Origin of the sequence: Paenibacillus sp. Root444D2 (genome assembly GCF_001426375.1) — a bacterium.
In the GTDB taxonomy this organism is placed as follows: Bacteria; Bacillota; Bacilli; order Paenibacillales; family NBRC-103111; genus Paenibacillus_E.
Genome location: NZ_LMEO01000045.1, coordinates 501,969 through 522,294, shown reverse-complemented (window position 1 = coordinate 522,294; position 20,326 = coordinate 501,969). Strand labels below are relative to the sequence as shown.

Genomic DNA, 20,326 nt, shown 5'->3' with positions numbered 1-20,326 from the left:
CGCTTGAAAGCGAAAGGGTTGTTTGACATGCGTCTATCCGATTAAGCTTGGTATGGCAAGGACATATGGGCACTCCAGAGCATCATTGTGCCGATATAAGACCGCAATCATATATCAATAGCCGGGGGGTGGAAGATGTGTACCGCAAACTGCGTCATTCGCTGCAATGGAAACTAATGGTCATGATGACCGCTATCATTACCATCGTGATCACGGTCATCGGAAGCATCAGCTACGACGATGAGATTTATCAGCAAAAACTGGCCCCTGTACATCATGCTCTTGCTGGTAGTGGCCTACTTTATCTTGTTCAAGTACATCCCCTTATTGGGGAGTGTCATTGCTTTCAAGGACTATAACATTTTTGAGGGGTTCATCAAGAGCAAATGGGTCGGATTTGATTGGTTCGTTACGTTGTACAAACAGCCGCAGTTTATGAAGATTTTCAAGAATACGCTTGTCGTTTCGTTTTATCAGGTCGCTTTTTCCTTCCCGGCGCCAATTATTCTGGCTCTGTTGCTGAATGAGGTTCGTAAATTCGCTTACAAGCGTTCGGTGCAAACAATTGTTTACCTTCCGCATTTTCTGTCTTGGGCGCTGGTTTTCGGGATGGCCTATATGATGTTTTCCCCGCAGACGGGATTGGTCAATCAAGTGTTGGGTCATTTCGAAATCGGACCCAAGGGAGAACTGGTAGAAATCCCTTCTGGACAATTAGTTTGCTTACGAGAATAAATGGCTTGCTAGCATTTCATGTGGGTAGCTTGTCCCTCTCCCAGCATCACTCTGAGCCAGTTCCCCATGATTGAGAGTGCATTTTCTGTTTTTACAATTGAGTCGTGATTTTGATCAGCGATGATGCGGACCTCAGCCTTGCAAAATCTTTCATAAAGTGGTTTATATGCACCAGCGTCGAATACCTCATCATCAGCCCCAACCATAACGAAAGTCGGTTGGGTCAACTGTGACAAATATTTTTCGTAATTATTCCCTACCATGCGCGACAAGGCGAGCCGATAGCTAAGATTGCAGGATTCAGTCCCATGTAGCTTTTCAATCGGTGTGAGTCTGCGGTATACAATAGTGTGGTTATAACGGTGAATGCCAAGTGCATTGAGAAGCATTAACAACAGATATCGTGGAATGCTCACCTTGGATTCGTTACCTGATCCACCTTTTCGATCAAGTGGCGCATTGGGGCTAAGTGCTGGTGAAACGAGTAAATAGGCAAAAATGTCCTTGTGAATCGGTCGTATTGTTTGTCTGAGTGCGGTTGCACCTCCCGCAGAATGACCTCCGACAATGATCCTTGCACCGGGATGACGCTTCTGAACAAAACGGAACAGGTCTTCCATATCATCATCAAGTTGCCCGATGTAGTCAATATCACCGCGTCGAATGGGATGATTTCCATATCCACGTAGATCCGGAAGGCACACGGTGGCGAGCCCAAGTTGGGATACATATTGGCCGAATTCCCTCAAATACAGGCTAGGTTCTGTAATGCCGTGCAGAAAAATAAGCACTACATCGGATGGACCCTCAAAAAAACGGTATGGAAGTTGAGCACCATCACGGGCGGTGTACGTTTCAAAGTCTTCAAGGTAAGTATTCATAATGATGATCCCTCCGCATTTCTTTTGACCTTCCTCTAAATAAATCTTACAAGAGACAATCGTTAATGGAAAGAGTTATTATCGGAAAGTGTGGCGACTACGCTAACGGAGAAGTACGATAATCGGCGTGGTGGACGACGGAAACCAACCGCGTGGGTACCAATGATTTCGCGGAATGGGCTAAACAGGTCGGCGCGGAAGTCATGATGGCGATGAATCTGAGCACACGGGGTGCGGATGAAGCCCGGAATTTGGTCGAATACTGCAATCAAGCAATATGCAGGATGTAAAATGCTACGGACAATAAATATTACAGTACATTACTTAATGAGCAAGTTATGATGATATGAGTGTGAATGTAGAAGCCATAATAAAAAAAGAACTCGAACATATTATTTATCAATTACTATTAAAAAAGTATCAGGGCGAAGGTAACGAAAAGCTAAGAATTGTCGCAACCATGCTAAGTTGGATGATTTACGCTGCTGCAGTTGATTGGAAGCAGAACAGCAGTAAATCACCAGAGGATTATTTTGATTATGCAATTTTGTCTATTAGGCAATTATTAGGGAATGGAACAGCTTAACATTTTATAAGTCTCCCCGAAATTATTAAGGATCGTCAGGGATAGGGTATCTATTCCCACGAAACCGTCATGTTTGGATGTGGTTGTATCCGAACAGACTTTACATTCGAATGCAAATGAAAAAAGGGCAGTTTGCATAATGCAAGCTGCCCTTTTTAATACTCCTAAAGCAATATTTTATTCATGAGATCTCCGCAATCTGCTTCGTTACAGTACGCCATTCAAGCTGCCACCGGTGGCAAACAGCCGGTACGAATTGCTACGGAATTTGAAGCTTATATAACCTTATTTTACACGAGGGGCTGCAATGTGGATAAATGGCTTGACCGTGCATAGTCATTCCATTTGCTGGAAACAATAGGGCTACACGTTACTTGAAGGGGTATGGTTTCATGGGCAATTTCGTTCAGGAAATGAAATCCACATTTGCCGAGCATGATGATTTTTTCATTCACGAAGAGCAATTTGATCATACGGCGCTTTTTCTTATAGGATTTAATTCGCTCATCAATTTTTCCAAGTCCAATTTATACGTTCGGCAAATGGCGGAATTGTCTGATTCCGTTGATGAACTATTTACGAACCTCAGTGATCAGCATGATGTTGATGCTAAACAAATCATAAAGGCCGTTCTAGAAGGCAAATTGGTCATCTTAACAGGAGACGATCAACGTAACGCCATTGTAGAACCCGTCCCCCAAAATCTGAGGAGAAGCATTGAAGAGCCCAAAAATGAAAGCCCTGTTCAAGGTCCTTTGGACGCCTTTGGAGAGGATATTGATATTAACATAGGGCTGATCCGAATGAGACTGGGCACTGAGCGTCTGATCCATAGCTCATATCAAGTCGGAGAGCTGCCAAAGCGAAGGATTTCCATGCTTTATCTTAAAGGAAAAGCTCCGGATGATCTTATTGAAAAAATAGACCAGAAGTTGAAACAAGCTCACTCAGATATTGAAACGATAAATGACCTGAATATTCTTTTTGGTGCCCACAAATTTGTACCTGTCAGTCATTTCTCCATAACTGAACTTCCGTTGCAAGCCGTCTATTCATTAAAACGGAACAGAGTCGTTCTCTTTTTGGACAATACCCCCTACGCCTTTGTTCTTCCGCATCTGTTCTGGGATATGTTGTCCACTGCAAACGATCGCAATTTCCATGTCAGTTTCACATATTTCATTAGAACCCTCAGGGGATTGGGGATATTGTGCAATCTCATCCTTCCCGCTTTATATATTGCCATAACGTCAGTCAATCCTGAAGTATTGAAAATAGACCTAGCCTTGTTTGTCGCAGAAAGCAGAGAAGGCATTCCGCTAACACCCTTATTTGAAACCCTTGCTATGGTCGTATTAGTTGATTTAGTAACTGAAGCAATTATCAGACTCCCCAAAACCGTAGGACCTACCGTTACGATGGTTGGAGGAGTCATACTAGGCCAAGGGGTCGTGGAAGCGAAATTGGTCAGTAGCTTATTGGTCATTGTCATCACCGCAATGTTGATTTCAGGTTCAGCAATCGTTGGAATTCAAAACTCGTTGTACATTCGTACGCTAAAATACTTTATTTTAATTGCGGCATCCGTTTTCGGCATAGTGGGTATATGTACCGGATTATTATTTGTATGCATAATTCTGGCAAGTTTTAAAACATGCGATATTCCGTATATGGCATTTCGGATAACGGAAAAGGGGGATGCCAAGTGAACCATAGGGTACAACTTGCAATGTTGGTTTGTGTCATGAGTGGGGGCTTCGCTTTTTTGCTGTATCCCAAAATCATAAATTCGATCACGGTAGGTGGTCATTGGGTAGTGATTCTTTGTGCAGGATTGCTGCAAATGGTATTTATACTGATCTACAAAAAAGGGTTGGATTATTTTCCGAAAAAGGATGTGATCGATATATTTAGGCAAATGGGAAAGTGGGCTGCATGCATCGTGCTTGTCCCTTTGGCATTTGTTATCACAGCAATGGTTGGATTCGGCCTTCGCGCCCACAGCGAAGAAATCATAGCCATTTTTTTGAATCGGACTCCTTCTTGGGCGGTTCTGGTTGTTCTCGTTTTCCTAGCTGCTTTGGCAGCAGTAAAAGGGTTGGAAACGATGATGCGTGCTTCTGTCGTTGTATTCATTATCGTTAATTCATTGGTATTGTTCATAGCATTTACTGTAATCATCAATTTTGATGTACATAATGCTTCACCCGTTTTGCCTACATCTCCAAAATTTTTATTGAACACAAAATTTTACTATCTATCGGGTTTTTCAGCGTTATTATTTATAGGCTTCGTGCCTTCCGAAAACAATATGAAATACGGTCAACTGTTTATGGTATGTACCTATGTGACGCTGCTCATTCTCCTCACGGTTTATCTTCCAATTTTCGTATTTGGACAAGAAACGGTTGTCACGTTTCGTTATCCGGTACAAGAGGCGGTGAATATCGTTGACTTGAGATGGTTTATATTCAGTCATCAAACGTTGTTCTTGGGTATCTCATTAATCGGATTCACGATCTTCTTGAATGCCGTAATGCTATGGATGACCGGACAAATTATGCAGAAAACGTTCAATTGGGAAAGAACCAAATCTTATTATTGGATCATTGCTTTCGCTCTAATCGCATTTCTTATGGGAGTATATGTCCCAAACCTGGGCATGGTTGAAAAACTTTTGGTGTTGAGTACAGGTGCTCACGCTTTGTTTATCGTCATCATTACATTTACCATTTTTATCTATGGCATCTTTAGTCGAAGAAGGATGGCAGGTTATGAAAAGTATTAATCGATTCAAACTTTTCATTGTACTTACGGCTTTAACCCTTCTATGTGGTTGCTGGGATGTTAAAGAAATCAATTTGCGTACCCCTCCTTTACTCATCGGCATAGCCAAGGGAAACGAAGATGAATACAGAGTGACACTGTATGTTCCCTTTACGAAAAAAGGCAAAACAGAATCAAAAATTGTAACGGAAAAAGGCAATTCTATTTCCAATATTCTCCGACAAATGCGGACAAACTCTGATGATGCCCTTGATTACTCACAAGTACAATTAATTGTCATCCAAAACAACTTGGCAAAGAACGAAGAGGAATTTGGTAAACTTGTTCGACTTTCAATGGATATAGAGCAACTGCCGTCCAGATCGTTGGTTGCCATTACAGATGACGATATTGAGAAAATGTTGTCGAATATTGATAAAGTAGTGGGTGTTCATGCAACCTCTATCAATGACTTTTTTTATAAAGGGGAGTGGGCACCGGAGGTTTCGAGTACGCGCATTTGGGAATTGTATCGGGGTTTGTATTCCTATACGAAAGATATAAACGTTCCGATCGTCTCTTCCGGCAAAGATACAGTATTACGCTTCGAGGGTGCCGCTATTTTGAAAAAAGGGAAAATAGTGGAGCGGATCAATCCGAAGGAAAATCTATTGGTGAATTTGTTTAATCACCGCAATGCAACAGGAGAGATTGAGAGCCTGGGCTCTGCCGACATAATCGTAAAAAACAGCTCATTGCACATCAAGTCGTCAATGAAAAAGGATGAACCGTTAGTGTCATGCGATTTGAAATTAAAAATACAAGTTATGGAAAGAAAAGAGGGCGTGACGGATAAACAGATCCATGAAGAACTCGAAAAGCTGTTCGAAAAGCAGTTTAATAAGATGTTTGAAAAAGCCCAAGAAAACAAATCAGATATTTTTGGGTTTGGCCAACATTTCCGCAATCGGATTCCATATCAGGAATTAAAAAACTGGAGAGAAGAATATTATCCAAAGCTAAAAGTGAATTTTCAGGTCCATGTAAGCCAATTGTAATTTTCAAAAGAAAAAACGTTTTGGGGAATCGCTTTTTTAGGTCTCTAGAACGATAGTTAAACATATGAAGGGCTGCCGCGTTGCAGCCCTTCATACTGTTGAGAATCCGAAACTAACTCACTTTGGTCTTTTTGAAGAGGAGCAACTGGTTTCAGTGCTGTCTCTTTTCGTTCGTGGGGCAAAAGCGCAGTTCCGAAAATTTGCTACGTTAACTTCTCATCAAAACAAGGGCTACGGGAGCAAGCTTCTAATATATGTGTTAGAGGAAGCAGAGCGCGCAGGTGTGAAGCGGATATATTGTAATGCCAGGAAAGAGAAAGCATCCTATTATGAGAAATTTGGTCTTTGTAAAACAGAAAACACGTTTAGTAAAAGCGGTAAAGATTATGTTGTGATGGAGCGTGTATAGGGAACACTGGAAGACGAGAACAGAAGAAAAGATGACTGATGATTTAACGCAACATTTTTTCCATAGATCCGTCTAACGGGGAACTATAGTTAAATGAACACCAAGGACGAGGCTACCGGCATGATCGGTGGCCTTCATTATGTTAACGGGCAGATTCCCTCGTTCGTGGTTTCCTTGGAGGAAAAAAGAGGAAAACAACGAACGTATATGTAAGTGTTATGGGATCAGGGGCGGATTTTTTTGTAATAATCATATACATATACTATTTTAAGCGTTTGGGGGCATCTATCATGATTGTACTAGAAACAGAACGGCTAATTCTTCGTTACCAAAAAATAGAGGATGCTGCTTTTATCCTTGAGCTATTGAATGATCCTTCTTGGATCCAGTACATAGGCGATAGAGGAGTGAGAACCATCGATGATGCGCGGGACTATATTTTAAAAGGAGCTCTAGACATGTATGCCCGTTTGGGCTTCGGATTTTATTTGACGGAGTTGAAGGAAGGAGGCATTCCGATCGGCATTTGCGGATTGATAAAAAGAGATTTCTTAGAAGATGTAGACATTGGATTTGCTTTGCTTCCTAGGTTCTGGGGGAAAGGATACGCCTTTGAGGCTGCTTCCGCAGTGATGAGTTATGCACAATGCGTTTTAGTGCTAAAACGCATAGTGGCTATTACCTCTGAAGATAATCATGCTTCGGCTAAACTATTAGAAAAACTAGGGTTGCATTTTGAAGGCATGATCCGATATGCGGGTACAGATGAAGAAGTCCGTTTATTTGCAATTAACGTCTAGCGTCCTTATGTAAATCCAACTGCACAAGAAGTTTTAAGAATGGATCCCGAATGCTAATGTTTTTATGTGTAAAGACACCATTTATAAGGCAGGAATTCCTTGGGTAGACGAGTTGAAATTAACCAAAGACATACTAGTAACTGAAATTACTCACCAAAGTAATAAGGGTAAAGCTTTTAAAAACGGAACAGCAAATAAACTGGCAGTCGGAACAAAGATCTTTCGTGTCAAAGAGCGAAATGACATACTAATAGCTGAAGCAGAAAGAGGAGACATTAGATTTTATCAATTAGTTGAAGGATAATAATATAGATTCTCAATGTCGAATTCGAATAAAAAACCAAAAGTTATGCCATTGGCAAGCTTTTGGTTTTTTACAGTGCTTAGATGCGAGGCCCTAATTTGGTACTAATAGAACAGTTCTAATCATATTCTTTTAAGTGAAAACAATAAGTGGGGGTGTAAAGTTAGTTGATAAAAGTTAAGGTTAATTTACGGCCCATTGTCAGTAAGATAAATTTACCCACTGTTTTGAAAACAACTATACTTCCGGGAGACTCAATTGAAAGATTATTTATTGCAACCCAGGTAGGAGAGATCTTTTACGTAGGAAACGGGGTTATAAAGACTTTTTTAGATATTCGCCCACGAATTATAAAACTAGGTGTTTCTAGTGGTGGATATGATGAACGGGGATTACTAGGGCTAGCATTTCATCCCGAATTTTATTATAACGGTCTGTTTTATCTCCATTATTCAGTAGCTGGAACCCAAGGTCCAGGTGCTCTTCCAGGTGCGTTTGAATCTTTTAAGCCAAACCCGTGTGATTCTAAAACCTTAAACCTAAAGTGGATAAATAGAGAAACTCAATATGATCATATGGATACAGTGGAAGAATGGATTTTACAATCGAATGGTCAACCTCAAAAACGACGGACATTACTTAACATAAGAAGACCATTTTTAAATCATAATGGTGTCAATAGCTTAAACTTTTCACCTGAAACAGGAAAACTTGTTTTAACAACCGGAGATGGCGGATCAGGCTATGATCCATTTAATTTAAGTCAGGACAATATGGAAATCGCAGGTAAAATAATTGAAATTGATGTAGTTAAGAATTCATCTATCGATAATCCACCCGTAGTCACACGTTTTAATGAACTTCCTGTACCTATTCAGGAAACGCTTACGGTAATTGCCAAAGGGGTTCGCAATATATCAGGAATTTCTTTTCAAAAGTTTTATAATCAGTATATCAAATATGTGGGAAATGTCGGACAGGATTTGGTAGAGTCGATTTTTTCATTCGTTCAGTATAAACCAATACCGGTTACTCAGCTTGTTCAAGCTTTTTTAATGGAATCAGAACCTGACCAAGAAGGATTTATTAACTTTGGCTGGCGAGGGTGGGAAGGTGCTTTTCCTACTTCGATTATAAGGGGCTGCTCTGCAAATCCGACTTTGGATGAGAAAACAATTGCTTATTATAATGAAGCAGTAAAAACTTTAGTAGGGCGTCTTCAGCCTATAACTAGCTATTTTCATAAAGATCCCCGACCCGATAAGTTTGGAGGAACTGCACTTACAGGAGTCAAGCCATATATGGGGAATGGAATCCCCGATTTAACGGGAAGCGTTGTGTTTACCGATCTTGCCCGGAACGAAGAATCTGGGCCTCCGGTTAGAGGGGTTTTAGCTTATACCAGGGTAAGAGCAGATTGTAAACTAAATGATTTTAGTGTTATTGAAACCGATTATAATTTTGGCTCTCAATCAGCTTATTATGTTAATTTGGGAACGAATCTGGACCAAACCAAACTATATTTAGGGGTTTATGGCTCTATGAAAGTGGCTGATTTTAACCAAGGTACTATTTTTGAAATTGTTCCATAATTCATAGAAGAGTGGCAACTTGATGCCGGCAGGTGATGATGTGACGACTTGCATATTTTTTGAAAACGTTTATTACAGCTATGGAGAACATGTAGACTGGGCATTGCAAGGAGTTAATTTCGCCGTACATCGGGGAGAATGGGTAACGATGATTGGGGGTAACGGCTCCGGCAAATCAACGATAGCCCTATTAATGAAAGGGCTGCTTATTCCCACCAATGGGAAAGTATATATTTTTGATAAGGAGACGTGCAACCCGGAACATTTGGGGGAAATCCGGCAAAAGGTCGGACTCGTGTTTCAAAATCCGGATCAACAAATAGTTTGCCTTACCGTTCAGGATGACGTCTCATTTGGCTTGGAAAATCTCGGATTGCCTCCGGCGGAAATCGAACGGCGCGTAAATGAGATCATGAGGAAATTAGATTTATTGGCGGTAAAAGAACAAGACCCACATTTTCTGTCACCGGGACAAAAACAAAAACTTGCCTTGGCCGGGATCGCAGTCATGGAACCGGAGATCGTTATTTTTGATGAGGCGTCCTCCATGCTGGATCCCCAGGGAGCGCAGGTTATCTATAACATGATGGCTGAGTTGCATCAACAAGGGATGACCATTGTTCATATTACTCATGATCTTGACGAGATAGAAATCGGTGGACGTATCGTCTTACTGAAAGAAGGAAGGATCCATTTCGATGGAAGTTGGGAGGAAATTATGGGGAATACAAAGTTGCTGGAAGAGGCGGGTCTTTGCCTACCGTTTGCCGCACGGATACGCGACGCACTGTGTAAAGAAGGGTTTGATCTGGCGGAACGTGCAGCTACTCTCGAAGAAATGGCGAAACAAATATGCAAATACGTTTCCGGCAAGTAATCTTCTGGAATCAAAAGAATACTCCTTTTGAAAAGCAGGCTTTAAACCGCATTACGCTAGATATTCCCGCCGGACAATTTGTCGCTGTCATGGGGCATGCGGGCTCCGGAAAGACGACGCTAACGCAAATGATCAACGGACTTGTCGTTCCATCTGAAGGAGAAGTATGGGTCGGAAATGATCGCATAACAAACAAACGAAAGGACATGAACCGCCTAAGAGTATCGATCGGCTATGCTTTCCAGTACCCCGAGCATCAACTGCTAGCCGATACCGTTTATCAAGATATCGCTTTCTCGCTTCGCAGATTGAACTTGGATGAAGAAGAAATTCGCTGTAAAGTGGAAATAGTGATGAACCTGGTGGGATTGCCTTTTGAACAATACAAGGATCGTTCTCCGTTTCAACTCAGTAGGGGACAAATGCGCCGGGTCGCGCTTGCCGGAATATTAGCGAGTGATCCGAACATGTTGATTCTTGACGAACCGACGTCGGGACTTGACCCTCTTGGGCGGTACGAAGTTCTTTCGTTGATCAAAACCTTGCAGTTAAAACAAGGAATGACAACGGTACTCATCACGCATCGTCTGGAGGAGGCACTTGAGTATGCGGATCGAATCATCGTGATGAAAAAGGGGGCAGTCTTTTTGGATCTCACACCTGAAGAGGTAAGGGAGAGATTGCCTGAGTTAATAGAAGCGGGACTGGCATCCACACCGATGCTGAGATTGATCCAAGAGATTGAACAAAGGATTCCTGGATCCATTCCCGGACATATCGTGGAAGAGAATGAATTGATATCGCATTTAATCAAATGGATGAGGTTGGAAAAATAGTGGGGCCTATTGACAAATTTCCTATGGGTCGTTACGTACCCGGTCAAACTTTTGTACATAAGCTTGACCCTCGTTTTAAAATCATTTTTGCAATGATTTTTGCAGCTGCAATTTTTAGTTCAAATACAACTCTGCTATTAGGCATCCATACAGTGGCCGCGTTGTTTGTGATACGCTTAACCCGAATATCGTTCTTTTATTTTTTGCAAAGTCTGCTGGGAATGTCGGCACTCATTGTTTTTATCGGAATATACCACATGTTAACGGATCGTCAAGGATTACCGGTATGGTCTTTGGGACGGCTGATCATCTATGATCAAGGGCTCCTGGAAGCTATTATTATCAATGTGCGGCTCATTCTACTTATTTGCTTAACCTCTTTGCTCACGTTAACGACATCCCCCGGGGATTTGACGGCCGGACTAGAACGGCTGCTTCGTCCCTTCACCGTCATCCGTTTTCCAGCCGGCGAATTTGCTCTCATGCTGGCAATCGCACTTCGCTATATCCCGATCGCGGCAGAGGAAATCGATATCATGATCAAAGCCCGAAAGGCGAGGGGGGCCTTTTACGAAGGCCGGAATTGGATCCGTCGCATGCAGGAGCCGTTGCGGTTGATAGTCCCCTTGCTTGTTCAATCCTTCCGCCGCGCTGAACAATTATCCGTGGCCATGGAATCGCGCTGTTACAAAGGAGAGAGGGGCAGGACACACCGCCATACGCTGAGAATGGGGTGGCGGGAGGCGCTTGCTGGTACCGCTGCCTGTTTCTTTTTCGCTTCTACGTTCATAATTCGATTTTTTTAGGGGGATCGTATGGTCTTTTTGATGAAGGGTCTTTCAAGCGCTCAAGAGCTTCATTCCTATTTTCAACAATACATGTCGAAAACCAATCAGCTAATTTTCACGGCTTTTCTTGCCTCCATCGCAGCTGTCTTGCAAGCCGCCGGCGGTTTTTTGCCGGGTGTCGGATATTTGATCAGCCCCTTTTCTACGGCGCCGATCGTACTATGCACGATTGTTTCCATCCGTTCCGGATTCATGGGGTATATATTGACCATCGTCTTGCTTCTCATTCTGCAGCCGAGCGAAATCATCGTCTTTCCTTTCACAACGGGATTATTGGGGTTGGGTCTTGGCGGAGCCTTCTTGATGCTGAAGCAATGGATCAGTATCATTGCCGCAGCTTCTTTGTTTTTATTTGCCGGGATCAATATCTTGATGTACGGATTGCGTTTCCCCGTTTTGGGGCCGTCTGTTTCTTCAACGTTTCATGTTGTTACATTTGCTTCTATATACATTTTCTCAGCCTTGTACAGCTGGCTATGGGTTGTGATCACCAATGGTTGCATGAAAAAAATGCACTCAATATTGGTCAAATAGAAGTTCTCGAATGGGAAGGGAAAAAATGGACATTTTGCCGATATGTATATGTTTAAAATGAAAAAATGAGAGAGCGAAAGGTGAAACTATGCAGCTGCTTATTCCTGGACAAGATAACCTACTAATTAATCATCTGTGAGGGACTACCCGTAGAGCTGCACGTTAGTTCAAAACATATTTGTCACCCAACAGTCTTTACTTTGTTGGAAGACAATAAAGTTTGGAAATAAACACTTGAAGAAACAAACAATATTTTGTGAAACATATCACAAGCGAGGCGCAATTTTGAGTTTCAACCGCTTTCTGGCTGCGGAAAGTTGCCTCGAAGGGGAATGATGGAGGGAGGACTGATACCTCCAAGAAAAAAAGTCTTGAACATTACGTTACGTAATGTTTTATAATTTAGTTACCGGTAAATGAATGGCGCTGCAGAAGGGGTTGATTATGAAACCGCATTGGAAAGTCGGAGAAATTGCCAAACTGACAGGGTTAACAATTCGAACATTACGATTTTATGATCAAATCGGCTTGTTCTCGCCATCCGATCAGACGGATTCGGGTCACAGGTTGTACACTGAATCTGACATTTCGCGTCTGCACCAAATTCTCTCATTAAAGGAATTGGGTTTAGCGTTGGAGGAAATCAAGTCGCTACTGGCCCAGGAGCATTGCAGTCCAATTGAGATAGTATCCATACAAATTGCCAGTCTAAAAGAAAAAATAAAGATTCAACAGAAGCTTCTTGAAGAGTTAGAACATGTGTCAACACTCATGCAAATGAAGGAACCGTTGACCGTAGACGATTTCACAAAAGTGCTGGTTATGATGAAAAAGAGCCACGACAAATATTTCTTTGAGCGACAGATGAAAGTAGAACAAAGACTCGATCGACTAGGCGACTTCCTCGCCGAACAAGATCTTGACAAACTTTAACATTGGGAGGAACACATGATGAACGAACGATCTGTACACCACGCCACGTTTACTGTTGAGCGAACTTATCAAGCATCACCCGCGCGAGTGTTCGCCGCTTGGGCAGACTCTGAGGCTAAAGCCCGTTGGTTCTCGAAAGCCGATGAATTCGACTTCAGGGTTGGCGGACGGGAATTTAGTCGTGGAGGCCCGCCAGACGGCCCAATCTACACTTTTGACGCCTGCTTTCAGGAAATCGTGCCAAATCAGCGCATTGTCTATTCGTATACCTTGGACATGGGCGAGATGCGAATTTCGGTATCGGTGACGACAGTGGAGTTAAAGCCAACGGATGCAGGCACGAGGTTGATCTTTACAGAACAAGGAACTTATCTCGATGGCCACGATACACCGGAACAGCGTGAACATGGTACGAAGGCCATGCTCGACACTCTCGGGGAGGTATTGAGGAACGAATCGAGCCGCGGACGTACATAGCACCGTTGACACTGTGCTATACGGGCGCGACGATCCACTAAACAATAAATTCCTCGAATACAGGCAAAAGATAAAAACCGCCTCAAGGCGGTGAAGAGTACTTACATCAGTTCGCTCGACGATGGTTATGTTTAGCTTTAATGATTCGGTAACAGAGCTTTATAGAATTCGGCACGGAAAGTACTTTTTCTAAAAGATATGAGAACGCTGAACGGTTTCCTCGTTTCGTGTTGCATTCCATGCAAGAAGCGAGTAAGTTTTGGGGAAGATCTGAGCCTCCTTTGCTTGAAGGGACAATATGATCTACAGTCGTTGCGGGACGTCCACACCACAAACATGTGTAATGATCCCGTTTTAATGCAGCTTTTCTATAGTCTCGAAATGAAAATGGGTTGTAAAGTAATTGGATTGTCTGCTCGTCAATCCAGACGGCACGGGCTCGATTAACTTCCCTCCAAGCCCGGTGAAGTAAACATGGGGTTAGTTTTTGGCCATCCACATTGAGCACTCTTATCATAGTTAATCGCCTCCTAAGGCTAAAGTTAGTATAACCACAGACAATTTGATTATTTGATACGTGGATATGTATGTTGGAGACGAGAGGAGTATCGGATATCTTTAATACCTTAACAGTTCGATAACGTTGAAGAAGCCTTGTATGGGAAAGCATCCCTGAAAGGCTTTTTTTGATTTTGGCTCTATTAAACCTCGATGTTATTTTATCATTAGCTAAAGGCCAGGATAGTTCCAATATGTGGTATATTTGATTAAATGACATTTTCTAAGCGGAGGTGCTTATGAATCCTGCTTTTGACATCTATATCCAATCGCTGGCCGGTCGGGACGTGACCGTCATCGGCGCCGGCGTTAGCAATTCACCGTTGATCCGCATGCTATGCTCGGCCGGGGCGCGTGTCACCGTACGTGATCGCAATCCTACCCTACCCCGGGAGGAGTGGGACACGCTAGGTGTCGGGTTGCACCTGGGGGAGAATTATCTGGATCACGTTGGGGGCGACGTGGTGTTCCGCACTCCGGGCATGCGCCCAGACCATCCGGCACTGGATTCGGCCCGCGCTGGCGGCAGCCGTGTGACCAGTGAGATGGAGGAGTTCTTTGCGCTGTGTCCTTGTCCTATTTTCGGCGTGACCGGTTCGGACGGTAAGACCACCACCACGTCGTTGATTGCAGACATGCTGGCTGACGGGGGGCGTACGGTGCATCTGGGCGGCAACATTGGCACGCCACTTCTGACGCGCGCGGGCGAGATGTCGCCGCTGGATGCGTGCGCGGTCGAGCTGTCCAGCTTCCAGCTGATGGACATGACGCGCTCTCCCCATGTGGCGGTGATTACCAATCTCTCGCCCAATCACCTCGACTGGCACCGCGACATGGATGAATATACCGCCGCCAAGCGCCGCCTGCTGGATTTTCAGAGTGCTCACGACTTTGCCGTTCTAAACGGCGACAATCCGGCGACCGCCGCACTGCGCGGGCGGGGGCAGACCAAGTATTTTGGCGGGCACACTGTCCACGATGGCGTGATCGACGGTCTATTGCCCATCAGCGACATTCGTTTGCCGGGTTGGTATAACGTAGAGAACGTTATGGCTGCTATGACCGCCGTGCGGGGGACCGTGTCTGATGAGGCAATCCTGGAGACGGTGCGCAACTTCGTCGGCGTGGAGCACCGAAACCAGTGGGTGGCAGCTGTGGGCGGCGTGCATTATTACAACAATTCAATCGGCTCAAGCCCCGCCCGTACCGTAGCCACACTGCATGCGCATGTGGGCCGAGTGCTGCTGATCGCCGGCGGGAGAGATAAGAAAGTACCGTTTGACGAGATGGCTAGGCTGCTGCCTGATCATGTTAAAGTGCTGCTGTTGATCGGAGAAGCAGCCAGTCAAATCGAGGTAGCGGCGCGCAGAGTGCCGAATTGCCCGCCTATTGTCCGCTGCGAAGGCCTGGCCGAGGCAGTGACGCAGGCGCACAAGCTGGCCGCACCGGGTGACACTGTGCTGCTGAGTCCTGCATGCACTGCTTTTGACCAATATCGTAACTTTGAAGAGCGCGGGCGTCACTTTGTAGACTTGGTCGGAGCACTGCACCCTTAAGACGAAAAGGATTGAACAAGACATAAACGTTTGCCGGGGAAAGCTAATTTCCCTGATGTATTTATAGATAGTTCTTAAGAGGAACTGATTAAATGGATTCATTACGCTCTAACGGAAACTTTAGTTCAACAACAGGAGTAGTATGCCGAGGCTAATTGTTTTGAATTGCTAATAAAATTTTCCTGAAATAGCAAAACAACAGTATCGTAACTCTTGCATTTCCCCAAACACAAATCAACCGACACGTGCATAACAAATTCTTTTCCTCTGTTATACCTAGAGCTATAAGCTTGTTCGGTACATAGAAATTAGAGTAGATAATTTTATACAAAGGAGAATTTTTATGAGACGATGGACGTTCTTTTTTATATCCTATTTGCTGCTGTTGTATAGTGTGTTTATAGGCTTTTCGATTACGGCAGAAGCAGCGCGGGATACATCAATCTTGAAATTACCGGAAGAAATTTATTTAAGTGAAAAGCTAACGCCAATCTACGATGATCCTGAAGGCAGCAAACTGTACGACGCGACTCCACAGTTCGTGCGAGTTATCAATGCGGAGGTAAATTGGGATCAAAAGCTATTAGAGAATCAAAGAGATATTTGGTTCGAAATCGAGACGACGGATGGAAACCGTTGGGTAAATGTAGATCATCCTCAGTTTACAGATGCTTACTACAATGACGTGTTGCTAACCGGAGAGGAGCAAGTGTACGAAGAACGTTTCGAAAAGGGTAAGAGACTAGGAGCTGTATCGGCTCAAACGGTTCGGGCGATTTATAGCGCAAATGGGGATTACCTCATTCAAACGTGGCTTGGCTACAATTGGATTCATCCCACCCATCCCGTATACGAGCATGCCCATGTTTATTATGGACCGGTTGGGATATCGATTTCCGTGACTACTCCGATGTTTACCTCGCCAGATGCAGGAGGGGTAGTTATGGGATGGTTATCTTCTCAGGATTTAGTAAGCTCCCTACGTGTGAACGATGACTGGTACTACGTAGATTCATGGCAGGGACCGCGCTGGGTGAATATTAACATTGGTTATCCAAAGGATTTAAGAATAGAGGATAAAGAACTTAAACTAACTTTAAATACACCTGTTTACGAACACCCGAATAAAAAAGCAAAGGTACTTGCTACTTTATCTCCACAAACTGTCGATGTATATGAACGTGGAAGTGGCTGGCAGCACATTCACAGCCAGTGGTTGGGAGACGCATGGATTTATGCTGCCGACTCTGCGTTAGATCCAGAATTGTATGAACTTCCATCCCAAGTAGAAGTAAAGCAAATTTCTTCGAAATGGAGTGAACATACATATGATTTTGGAGCAGGGTGGCGAGGTTCTCCGTTTGCGACGGGAGTTAGTGCGGTAAGCAGCGTCTTTAATCAACCTTTCGGTTTTATTGGTGCCGGAGATCCGATTGATATTTCATTCCAAGTTGCAAATGTAAGTGAGGATGATCTTACACTCGTTGAAAGCACATCTTTTGAAATTCAGATTCTGCAAATGGATCGATCAGATCGGAATGCGCCGGGTACTCTCGTATGGTCCGGCAAGCTTCCTGCCTTAAACAAAACCTTTCCCAAGGTAGGAGACGAAATTTATAGTCAGGAGTTGTCATTTAAATGGGATCAAAAAGACGTGAATGGTAAACAAGTTCCATTTGGAGATTACCAGGTAACCTTAAAGAGACCAACAATGATTCAGTATAAGAAAACAAATTCGGATGTTCTACTTGAACAAAAGGAAGAAGGTCATATGCGATCGCAGATGCAGTTCACTATCGCTGCTCCATAATCCTTTATCGATCTTTTCTATCCAATTTCTCCAATAACGCCGTCGAAAGGGTTATATATGTTATGAAAATCAAGAAAGCCTTTCATCACGATGATAGTGCGCGCAATTGTGATTGTAGCTGGGACCATTACGGTCTGTGCGACTTCTGTGCTGAACAAAACGGAAGCTGCTCCAGAATGTTACGGAAGGAACTGTGAAAAATCATTTGTCGAATCTTTTGCCAAGCTCGGTCTTCGCGATAGAACGCAAGCTGCGCTATTCGCCATCTATTATAATTGAAAGAGCATGACTTTTGGCATAGAGCATGAAATTTATCATGCTTTAGCGATCAAATGTTGTGCTCTTTTTGATGTAAAGACATGACTTTCCACAGGTTTGCATGCGCGCTATTCTTGTTAAAATCTAAGTTATGAAAAACAAAAGAAGGATAGGCGTGAAAAAATTTGGCTTAACGGTTCGATTCGTCCTTTTGGTTGTTGTTATTACATTAGTGGTTGGAACTTTGTATGAAGTAATTTGTTTTCTGAACTATTAAGAGACTAGGGTGTACGCTATCCCATTATGTACCGCGGAGGTGTAAGGGAACATGAAGGTAACAAACCGCAAATTATTGGCGCTGTCCATAACTCTACTTGTCTTTCTTGGTTACTCCTTTTTAAGTTTAAATCACAAAAAAGACATCGTGAAAGCTCAAGATGCGATGACAACAGCGAATGAAATTTCGAACACGCCAGACGAAACGGCTATTTTTGCAGGTGGCTGCTTCTGGTTGCTGGAAGAGGTATTTGAGAAGCTTGATGGTGTGTTAGGCGTTGAAAGCGGCTATACGGGAGGCCATAAGGAAAATCCTACTTATGAAGAAGTGGGGTCTCTAACTACGGGACATCTCGAATCGGTGGAAGTTCGATATAACCCGAATCAGATTTCATATGATAAACTACTGCAAATTTTCTGGCGAAACGTTGATCCAACGGATGCAGAGGGACAATTTGCTAATCGCGGCAGCGAATATCAAACCGCCATATTTTATAAAAATAATGAACAAAAGGAGTTGGCTGAGGCGTCCAGAGATGCTTTAGTAGCTTCAGAAAGGTTCAAAAAACCGATTATAACGAAGATTGAATCTGCATCAACCTTTTACAAGGCGGAAGCAGAGCATCAAAACTTTTTCAAGAATAACCCGATCAGTTTCAAAATCAATTTGCTCGGCTCAGGCCGCGATGCAAGCTTAGATAGAGTTTGGGGGAGTGACAGAAACGTGAACATTCAAAAAGGTTTTAATAAGGAAGAAAAGCTGAAAACGCTGACTAAACTCCAATATGAGGTCACTCAACATGGGGTTGACGAAGAGCCATTTAATAACGAATACTGGGACAACAACGAGCAAGGCATTTACGTGGATATCGTTTCCGGCGAGCCGCTGTTTAGCTCGAAGGACAAATTTGATGCAGGTGTAGGCTGGCCAAATTTCATAAAACCACTGGAGCCCAACAATCTGATTGTGAAAAATAGCTATGGCTTTGTGTCTGTAGCTCCCGAGGTTAAAAGCAAGAATGCCGATTCCTTTCTTGGCCACAAGTTCAATAACGGTCCCAAACCAACGGGAGTACGATACTGCATTAATTCTGCGGCTTTAAAATTTATACCGAAGCATGAACTTGAAGAAAGAGGCTACGGTGCGTATGTCCAGCTTTTTGGTAAACAGTCATGATGAGTTCGATTTTCACAAACCAAAAACAGCTTCTCGAAATTTGATTTACTCCATTTACGGTAGAGTAGTTAAACCAGCTATTGGAGTTGGAATAAATTTAGGGCAACTGTCGCCGCATAATTTGCCCGCATGCTTGGAAGGTGCGATGGGTACTATATTTAAGGATGCGAATGGCTATGTTCTAGCCATGAATATGGGCATCGCTATCAGAGGCCGTATAAAAAAGCGTTAGCGGAAGCCCATCTAGTTTGCCTTATGCCAAAGCAACCCGTGGCAATATCGAATTAGTAACGAACGCAGTTGGTTTATCAGCGCACAAAAAGTATATAATAATCCAGTAATAAAAGGAGAGTTTCGGAATGGTAAAAATGGAAAAGAAATTGTATACGGCTACTGTAAACGTTAAAGGCGGAAGAGATGGCAAAGCTGTTTCCAATGATGGCAATCTTAACTTGGACTTGAGATATCCTAAGGAATTAGGGGGTAATGGAGCCGGAACAAACCCAGAACAACTCTTCGCCGCAGGATTTGCCGCATGCTTTGAAGGTGCGATGGGTACTATTCTTAGAAAAAAGAATATTAAAGCGGAAGGTATAACAATCGAGTCTAATGTTACGCTTGGCAAGGATGCGAGCGACGGCTATGTACTAGCCATGAATATGGACATCACTATAAGTGGCGTAGAAACAAGCGTGGCTGAGGAAATCGTCGCGGAAGCCCATCTGGTTTGCCCATATGCCAAAGCAACCCGTGGCAATATCGAAGTAGTAACTAACGTAGTTGGTTAATCAGCACACAAACCGATGAGAATAGCAATTCGTGATTACGTCAATCATTAAATAAACAGCCTGACAAAATAAAGCACTGGCGCACCCATCTGAGTGAGAGTTCATTTCACATGGGTTTTTTTGATATAAAACGAGTTTGTGGCATTTCGTTTTATGGGGTAGGGAGTAAAGAATAAGCGGACCGCTTGATTGTGACACAAACCCTATGTAGTTTCTTGTCGTGTGACAAGAACATTATCTCATTCCCGACGGTTTGCAGTGACCTTA

24 protein-coding genes are annotated in these 20,326 nt (G+C 43.3%); 22 read left to right on the top strand and 2 right to left on the bottom strand.

Annotated elements, in window-relative coordinates; all coding sequences use genetic code 11:
• Window positions 1-137: 137 nt before the first annotated feature.
• Complete coding sequence (locus tag ASD40_RS37430) at window positions 138-359, top strand: hypothetical protein (RefSeq protein WP_156390170.1); 222 nt, start codon at window positions 138-140, stop codon at window positions 357-359.
• Window positions 307-735, top strand: a complete 429-nt coding sequence (locus ASD40_RS37425) for a hypothetical protein (RefSeq protein WP_162257247.1) — start codon at window positions 307-309, stop codon at window positions 733-735. Before ASD40_RS37430 ends, ASD40_RS37425 begins: the two co-directional genes overlap by 53 nt.
• Window positions 736-743: 8 nt before the next feature.
• Here the strand turns inward: ASD40_RS37425 and ASD40_RS23835 are convergent, their stop codons facing one another.
• On the bottom strand, window positions 744-1,616 hold the full coding sequence (locus ASD40_RS23835; protein WP_057305640.1) for an alpha/beta hydrolase: 873 nt from the start codon (window positions 1,614-1,616) through the stop codon (window positions 744-746).
• Window positions 1,617-1,968: 352 nt separating this feature from the next.
• Here ASD40_RS23835 and ASD40_RS23830 point away from each other — a divergent pair, with 352 nt between their 5' ends.
• The 14 genes from ASD40_RS23830 to ASD40_RS23765 all read left to right on the top strand — a co-directional run bounded on the left by ASD40_RS23830 (window position 1,969) and on the right by ASD40_RS23765 (window position 13,636).
• Complete coding sequence (locus ASD40_RS23830; RefSeq protein WP_156390168.1) at window positions 1,969-2,202, top strand: hypothetical protein; 234 nt, start codon at window positions 1,969-1,971, stop codon at window positions 2,200-2,202.
• A 392-nt stretch (window positions 2,203-2,594) separates the two neighbouring features.
• The gene (locus tag ASD40_RS23825; protein ID WP_057305638.1) at window positions 2,595-3,911 is read left to right on the top strand and encodes a spore germination protein; all 1,317 of its coding nucleotides are present in this window, start codon (window positions 2,595-2,597) and stop codon (window positions 3,909-3,911) included.
• On the top strand, window positions 3,908-4,990 hold the full coding sequence (locus ASD40_RS23820; RefSeq protein WP_057305637.1) for a GerAB/ArcD/ProY family transporter: 1,083 nt from the start codon (window positions 3,908-3,910) through the stop codon (window positions 4,988-4,990). The genes ASD40_RS23825 and ASD40_RS23820 overlap by 4 nt, the downstream gene beginning before the upstream one ends.
• Window positions 4,977-6,026, top strand: a complete 1,050-nt coding sequence (locus tag ASD40_RS23815; protein WP_057305636.1) for a Ger(x)C family spore germination protein — start codon at window positions 4,977-4,979, stop codon at window positions 6,024-6,026. The genes ASD40_RS23820 and ASD40_RS23815 overlap by 14 nt, the downstream gene beginning before the upstream one ends.
• Before the next feature lie 64 nt (window positions 6,027-6,090).
• The gene (locus ASD40_RS23810) at window positions 6,091-6,435 is read left to right on the top strand and encodes a GNAT family N-acetyltransferase (RefSeq protein WP_057305635.1); all 345 of its coding nucleotides are present in this window, start codon (window positions 6,091-6,093) and stop codon (window positions 6,433-6,435) included.
• A gap of 290 nt (window positions 6,436-6,725) precedes the next feature.
• The gene (locus ASD40_RS23805) at window positions 6,726-7,235 is read left to right on the top strand and encodes a GNAT family N-acetyltransferase (RefSeq protein ID WP_057305634.1); all 510 of its coding nucleotides are present in this window, start codon (window positions 6,726-6,728) and stop codon (window positions 7,233-7,235) included.
• 112 nt (window positions 7,236-7,347) lie between these two features.
• A complete protein-coding gene (locus tag ASD40_RS23800; RefSeq protein WP_156390166.1) occupies window positions 7,348-7,539 on the top strand; it encodes a hypothetical protein in 192 nt (63 codons plus the stop codon).
• Window positions 7,540-7,706: 167 nt separating this feature from the next.
• Window positions 7,707-9,131: a PQQ-dependent sugar dehydrogenase gene (locus ASD40_RS23795; RefSeq protein WP_057305632.1), complete on the top strand. Its 1,425-nt coding sequence runs from the start codon at window positions 7,707-7,709 to the stop codon at window positions 9,129-9,131.
• A 22-nt stretch (window positions 9,132-9,153) separates the two neighbouring features.
• Window positions 9,154-10,008 (top strand): ATP-binding cassette domain-containing protein, encoded by an 855-nt coding sequence (locus ASD40_RS23790; protein WP_063870828.1) that lies wholly within the window; start codon window positions 9,154-9,156, stop codon window positions 10,006-10,008.
• Window positions 9,984-10,844: an ATP-binding cassette domain-containing protein gene (locus ASD40_RS23785; protein ID WP_057305631.1), complete on the top strand. Its 861-nt coding sequence runs from the start codon at window positions 9,984-9,986 to the stop codon at window positions 10,842-10,844. Before ASD40_RS23790 ends, ASD40_RS23785 begins: the two co-directional genes overlap by 25 nt.
• The gene (locus tag ASD40_RS23780; RefSeq protein ID WP_057305630.1) at window positions 10,844-11,650 is read left to right on the top strand and encodes an energy-coupling factor transporter transmembrane component T family protein; all 807 of its coding nucleotides are present in this window, start codon (window positions 10,844-10,846) and stop codon (window positions 11,648-11,650) included. Before ASD40_RS23785 ends, ASD40_RS23780 begins: the two co-directional genes overlap by 1 nt.
• A gap of 9 nt (window positions 11,651-11,659) precedes the next feature.
• The gene (locus tag ASD40_RS23775; RefSeq protein WP_057305629.1) at window positions 11,660-12,226 is read left to right on the top strand and encodes a hypothetical protein; all 567 of its coding nucleotides are present in this window, start codon (window positions 11,660-11,662) and stop codon (window positions 12,224-12,226) included.
• 444 nt (window positions 12,227-12,670) lie between these two features.
• Window positions 12,671-13,159 carry a MerR family transcriptional regulator gene (locus tag ASD40_RS23770; protein WP_057305628.1) on the top strand — a complete coding sequence of 163 codons (489 nt, stop codon included), beginning with the start codon at window positions 12,671-12,673 and terminating at the stop codon, window positions 13,157-13,159.
• Between the two features lie 18 nt (window positions 13,160-13,177).
• Window positions 13,178-13,636: an SRPBCC family protein gene (locus ASD40_RS23765; RefSeq protein WP_057305627.1), complete on the top strand. Its 459-nt coding sequence runs from the start codon at window positions 13,178-13,180 to the stop codon at window positions 13,634-13,636.
• A 106-nt stretch (window positions 13,637-13,742) separates the two neighbouring features.
• Here ASD40_RS23765 and ASD40_RS23760 read toward each other — a convergent pair whose 3' ends face one another.
• Window positions 13,743-14,153, bottom strand: a complete 411-nt coding sequence (locus ASD40_RS23760; RefSeq protein ID WP_057305626.1) for an HNH endonuclease — start codon at window positions 14,151-14,153, stop codon at window positions 13,743-13,745.
• Window positions 14,154-14,433: 280 nt separating this feature from the next.
• Between ASD40_RS23760 and murD the strand changes: the two genes are divergently transcribed.
• The 6 genes from murD (at window position 14,434) to ASD40_RS23730 (ending at window position 20,059) form a co-directional block, all read left to right on the top strand.
• Entirely contained in the window at window positions 14,434-15,750 is a 1,317-nt protein-coding gene (gene murD / locus ASD40_RS23755; RefSeq protein WP_057305625.1) for a UDP-N-acetylmuramoyl-L-alanine--D-glutamate ligase, read from the top strand.
• Window positions 15,751-16,093: 343 nt separating this feature from the next.
• Window positions 16,094-17,560: a hypothetical protein gene (locus ASD40_RS23750; protein WP_057305624.1), complete on the top strand. Its 1,467-nt coding sequence runs from the start codon at window positions 16,094-16,096 to the stop codon at window positions 17,558-17,560.
• A gap of 90 nt (window positions 17,561-17,650) precedes the next feature.
• Window positions 17,651-17,839: a hypothetical protein gene (locus tag ASD40_RS23745; RefSeq protein WP_057305623.1), complete on the top strand. Its 189-nt coding sequence runs from the start codon at window positions 17,651-17,653 to the stop codon at window positions 17,837-17,839.
• 421 nt (window positions 17,840-18,260) lie between these two features.
• A complete protein-coding gene (gene msrA, locus ASD40_RS23740; protein ID WP_057306283.1) occupies window positions 18,261-19,271 on the top strand; it encodes a peptide-methionine (S)-S-oxide reductase MsrA in 1,011 nt (336 codons plus the stop codon).
• On the top strand, window positions 19,243-19,503 hold the full coding sequence (locus ASD40_RS23735; RefSeq protein WP_057305622.1) for a hypothetical protein: 261 nt from the start codon (window positions 19,243-19,245) through the stop codon (window positions 19,501-19,503). The genes msrA and ASD40_RS23735 overlap by 29 nt, the downstream gene beginning before the upstream one ends.
• A 127-nt stretch (window positions 19,504-19,630) precedes the next feature.
• Window positions 19,631-20,059: an organic hydroperoxide resistance protein gene (locus ASD40_RS23730; RefSeq protein WP_057305621.1), complete on the top strand. Its 429-nt coding sequence runs from the start codon at window positions 19,631-19,633 to the stop codon at window positions 20,057-20,059.
• Window positions 20,060-20,326: the final 267 nt, after the last annotated feature.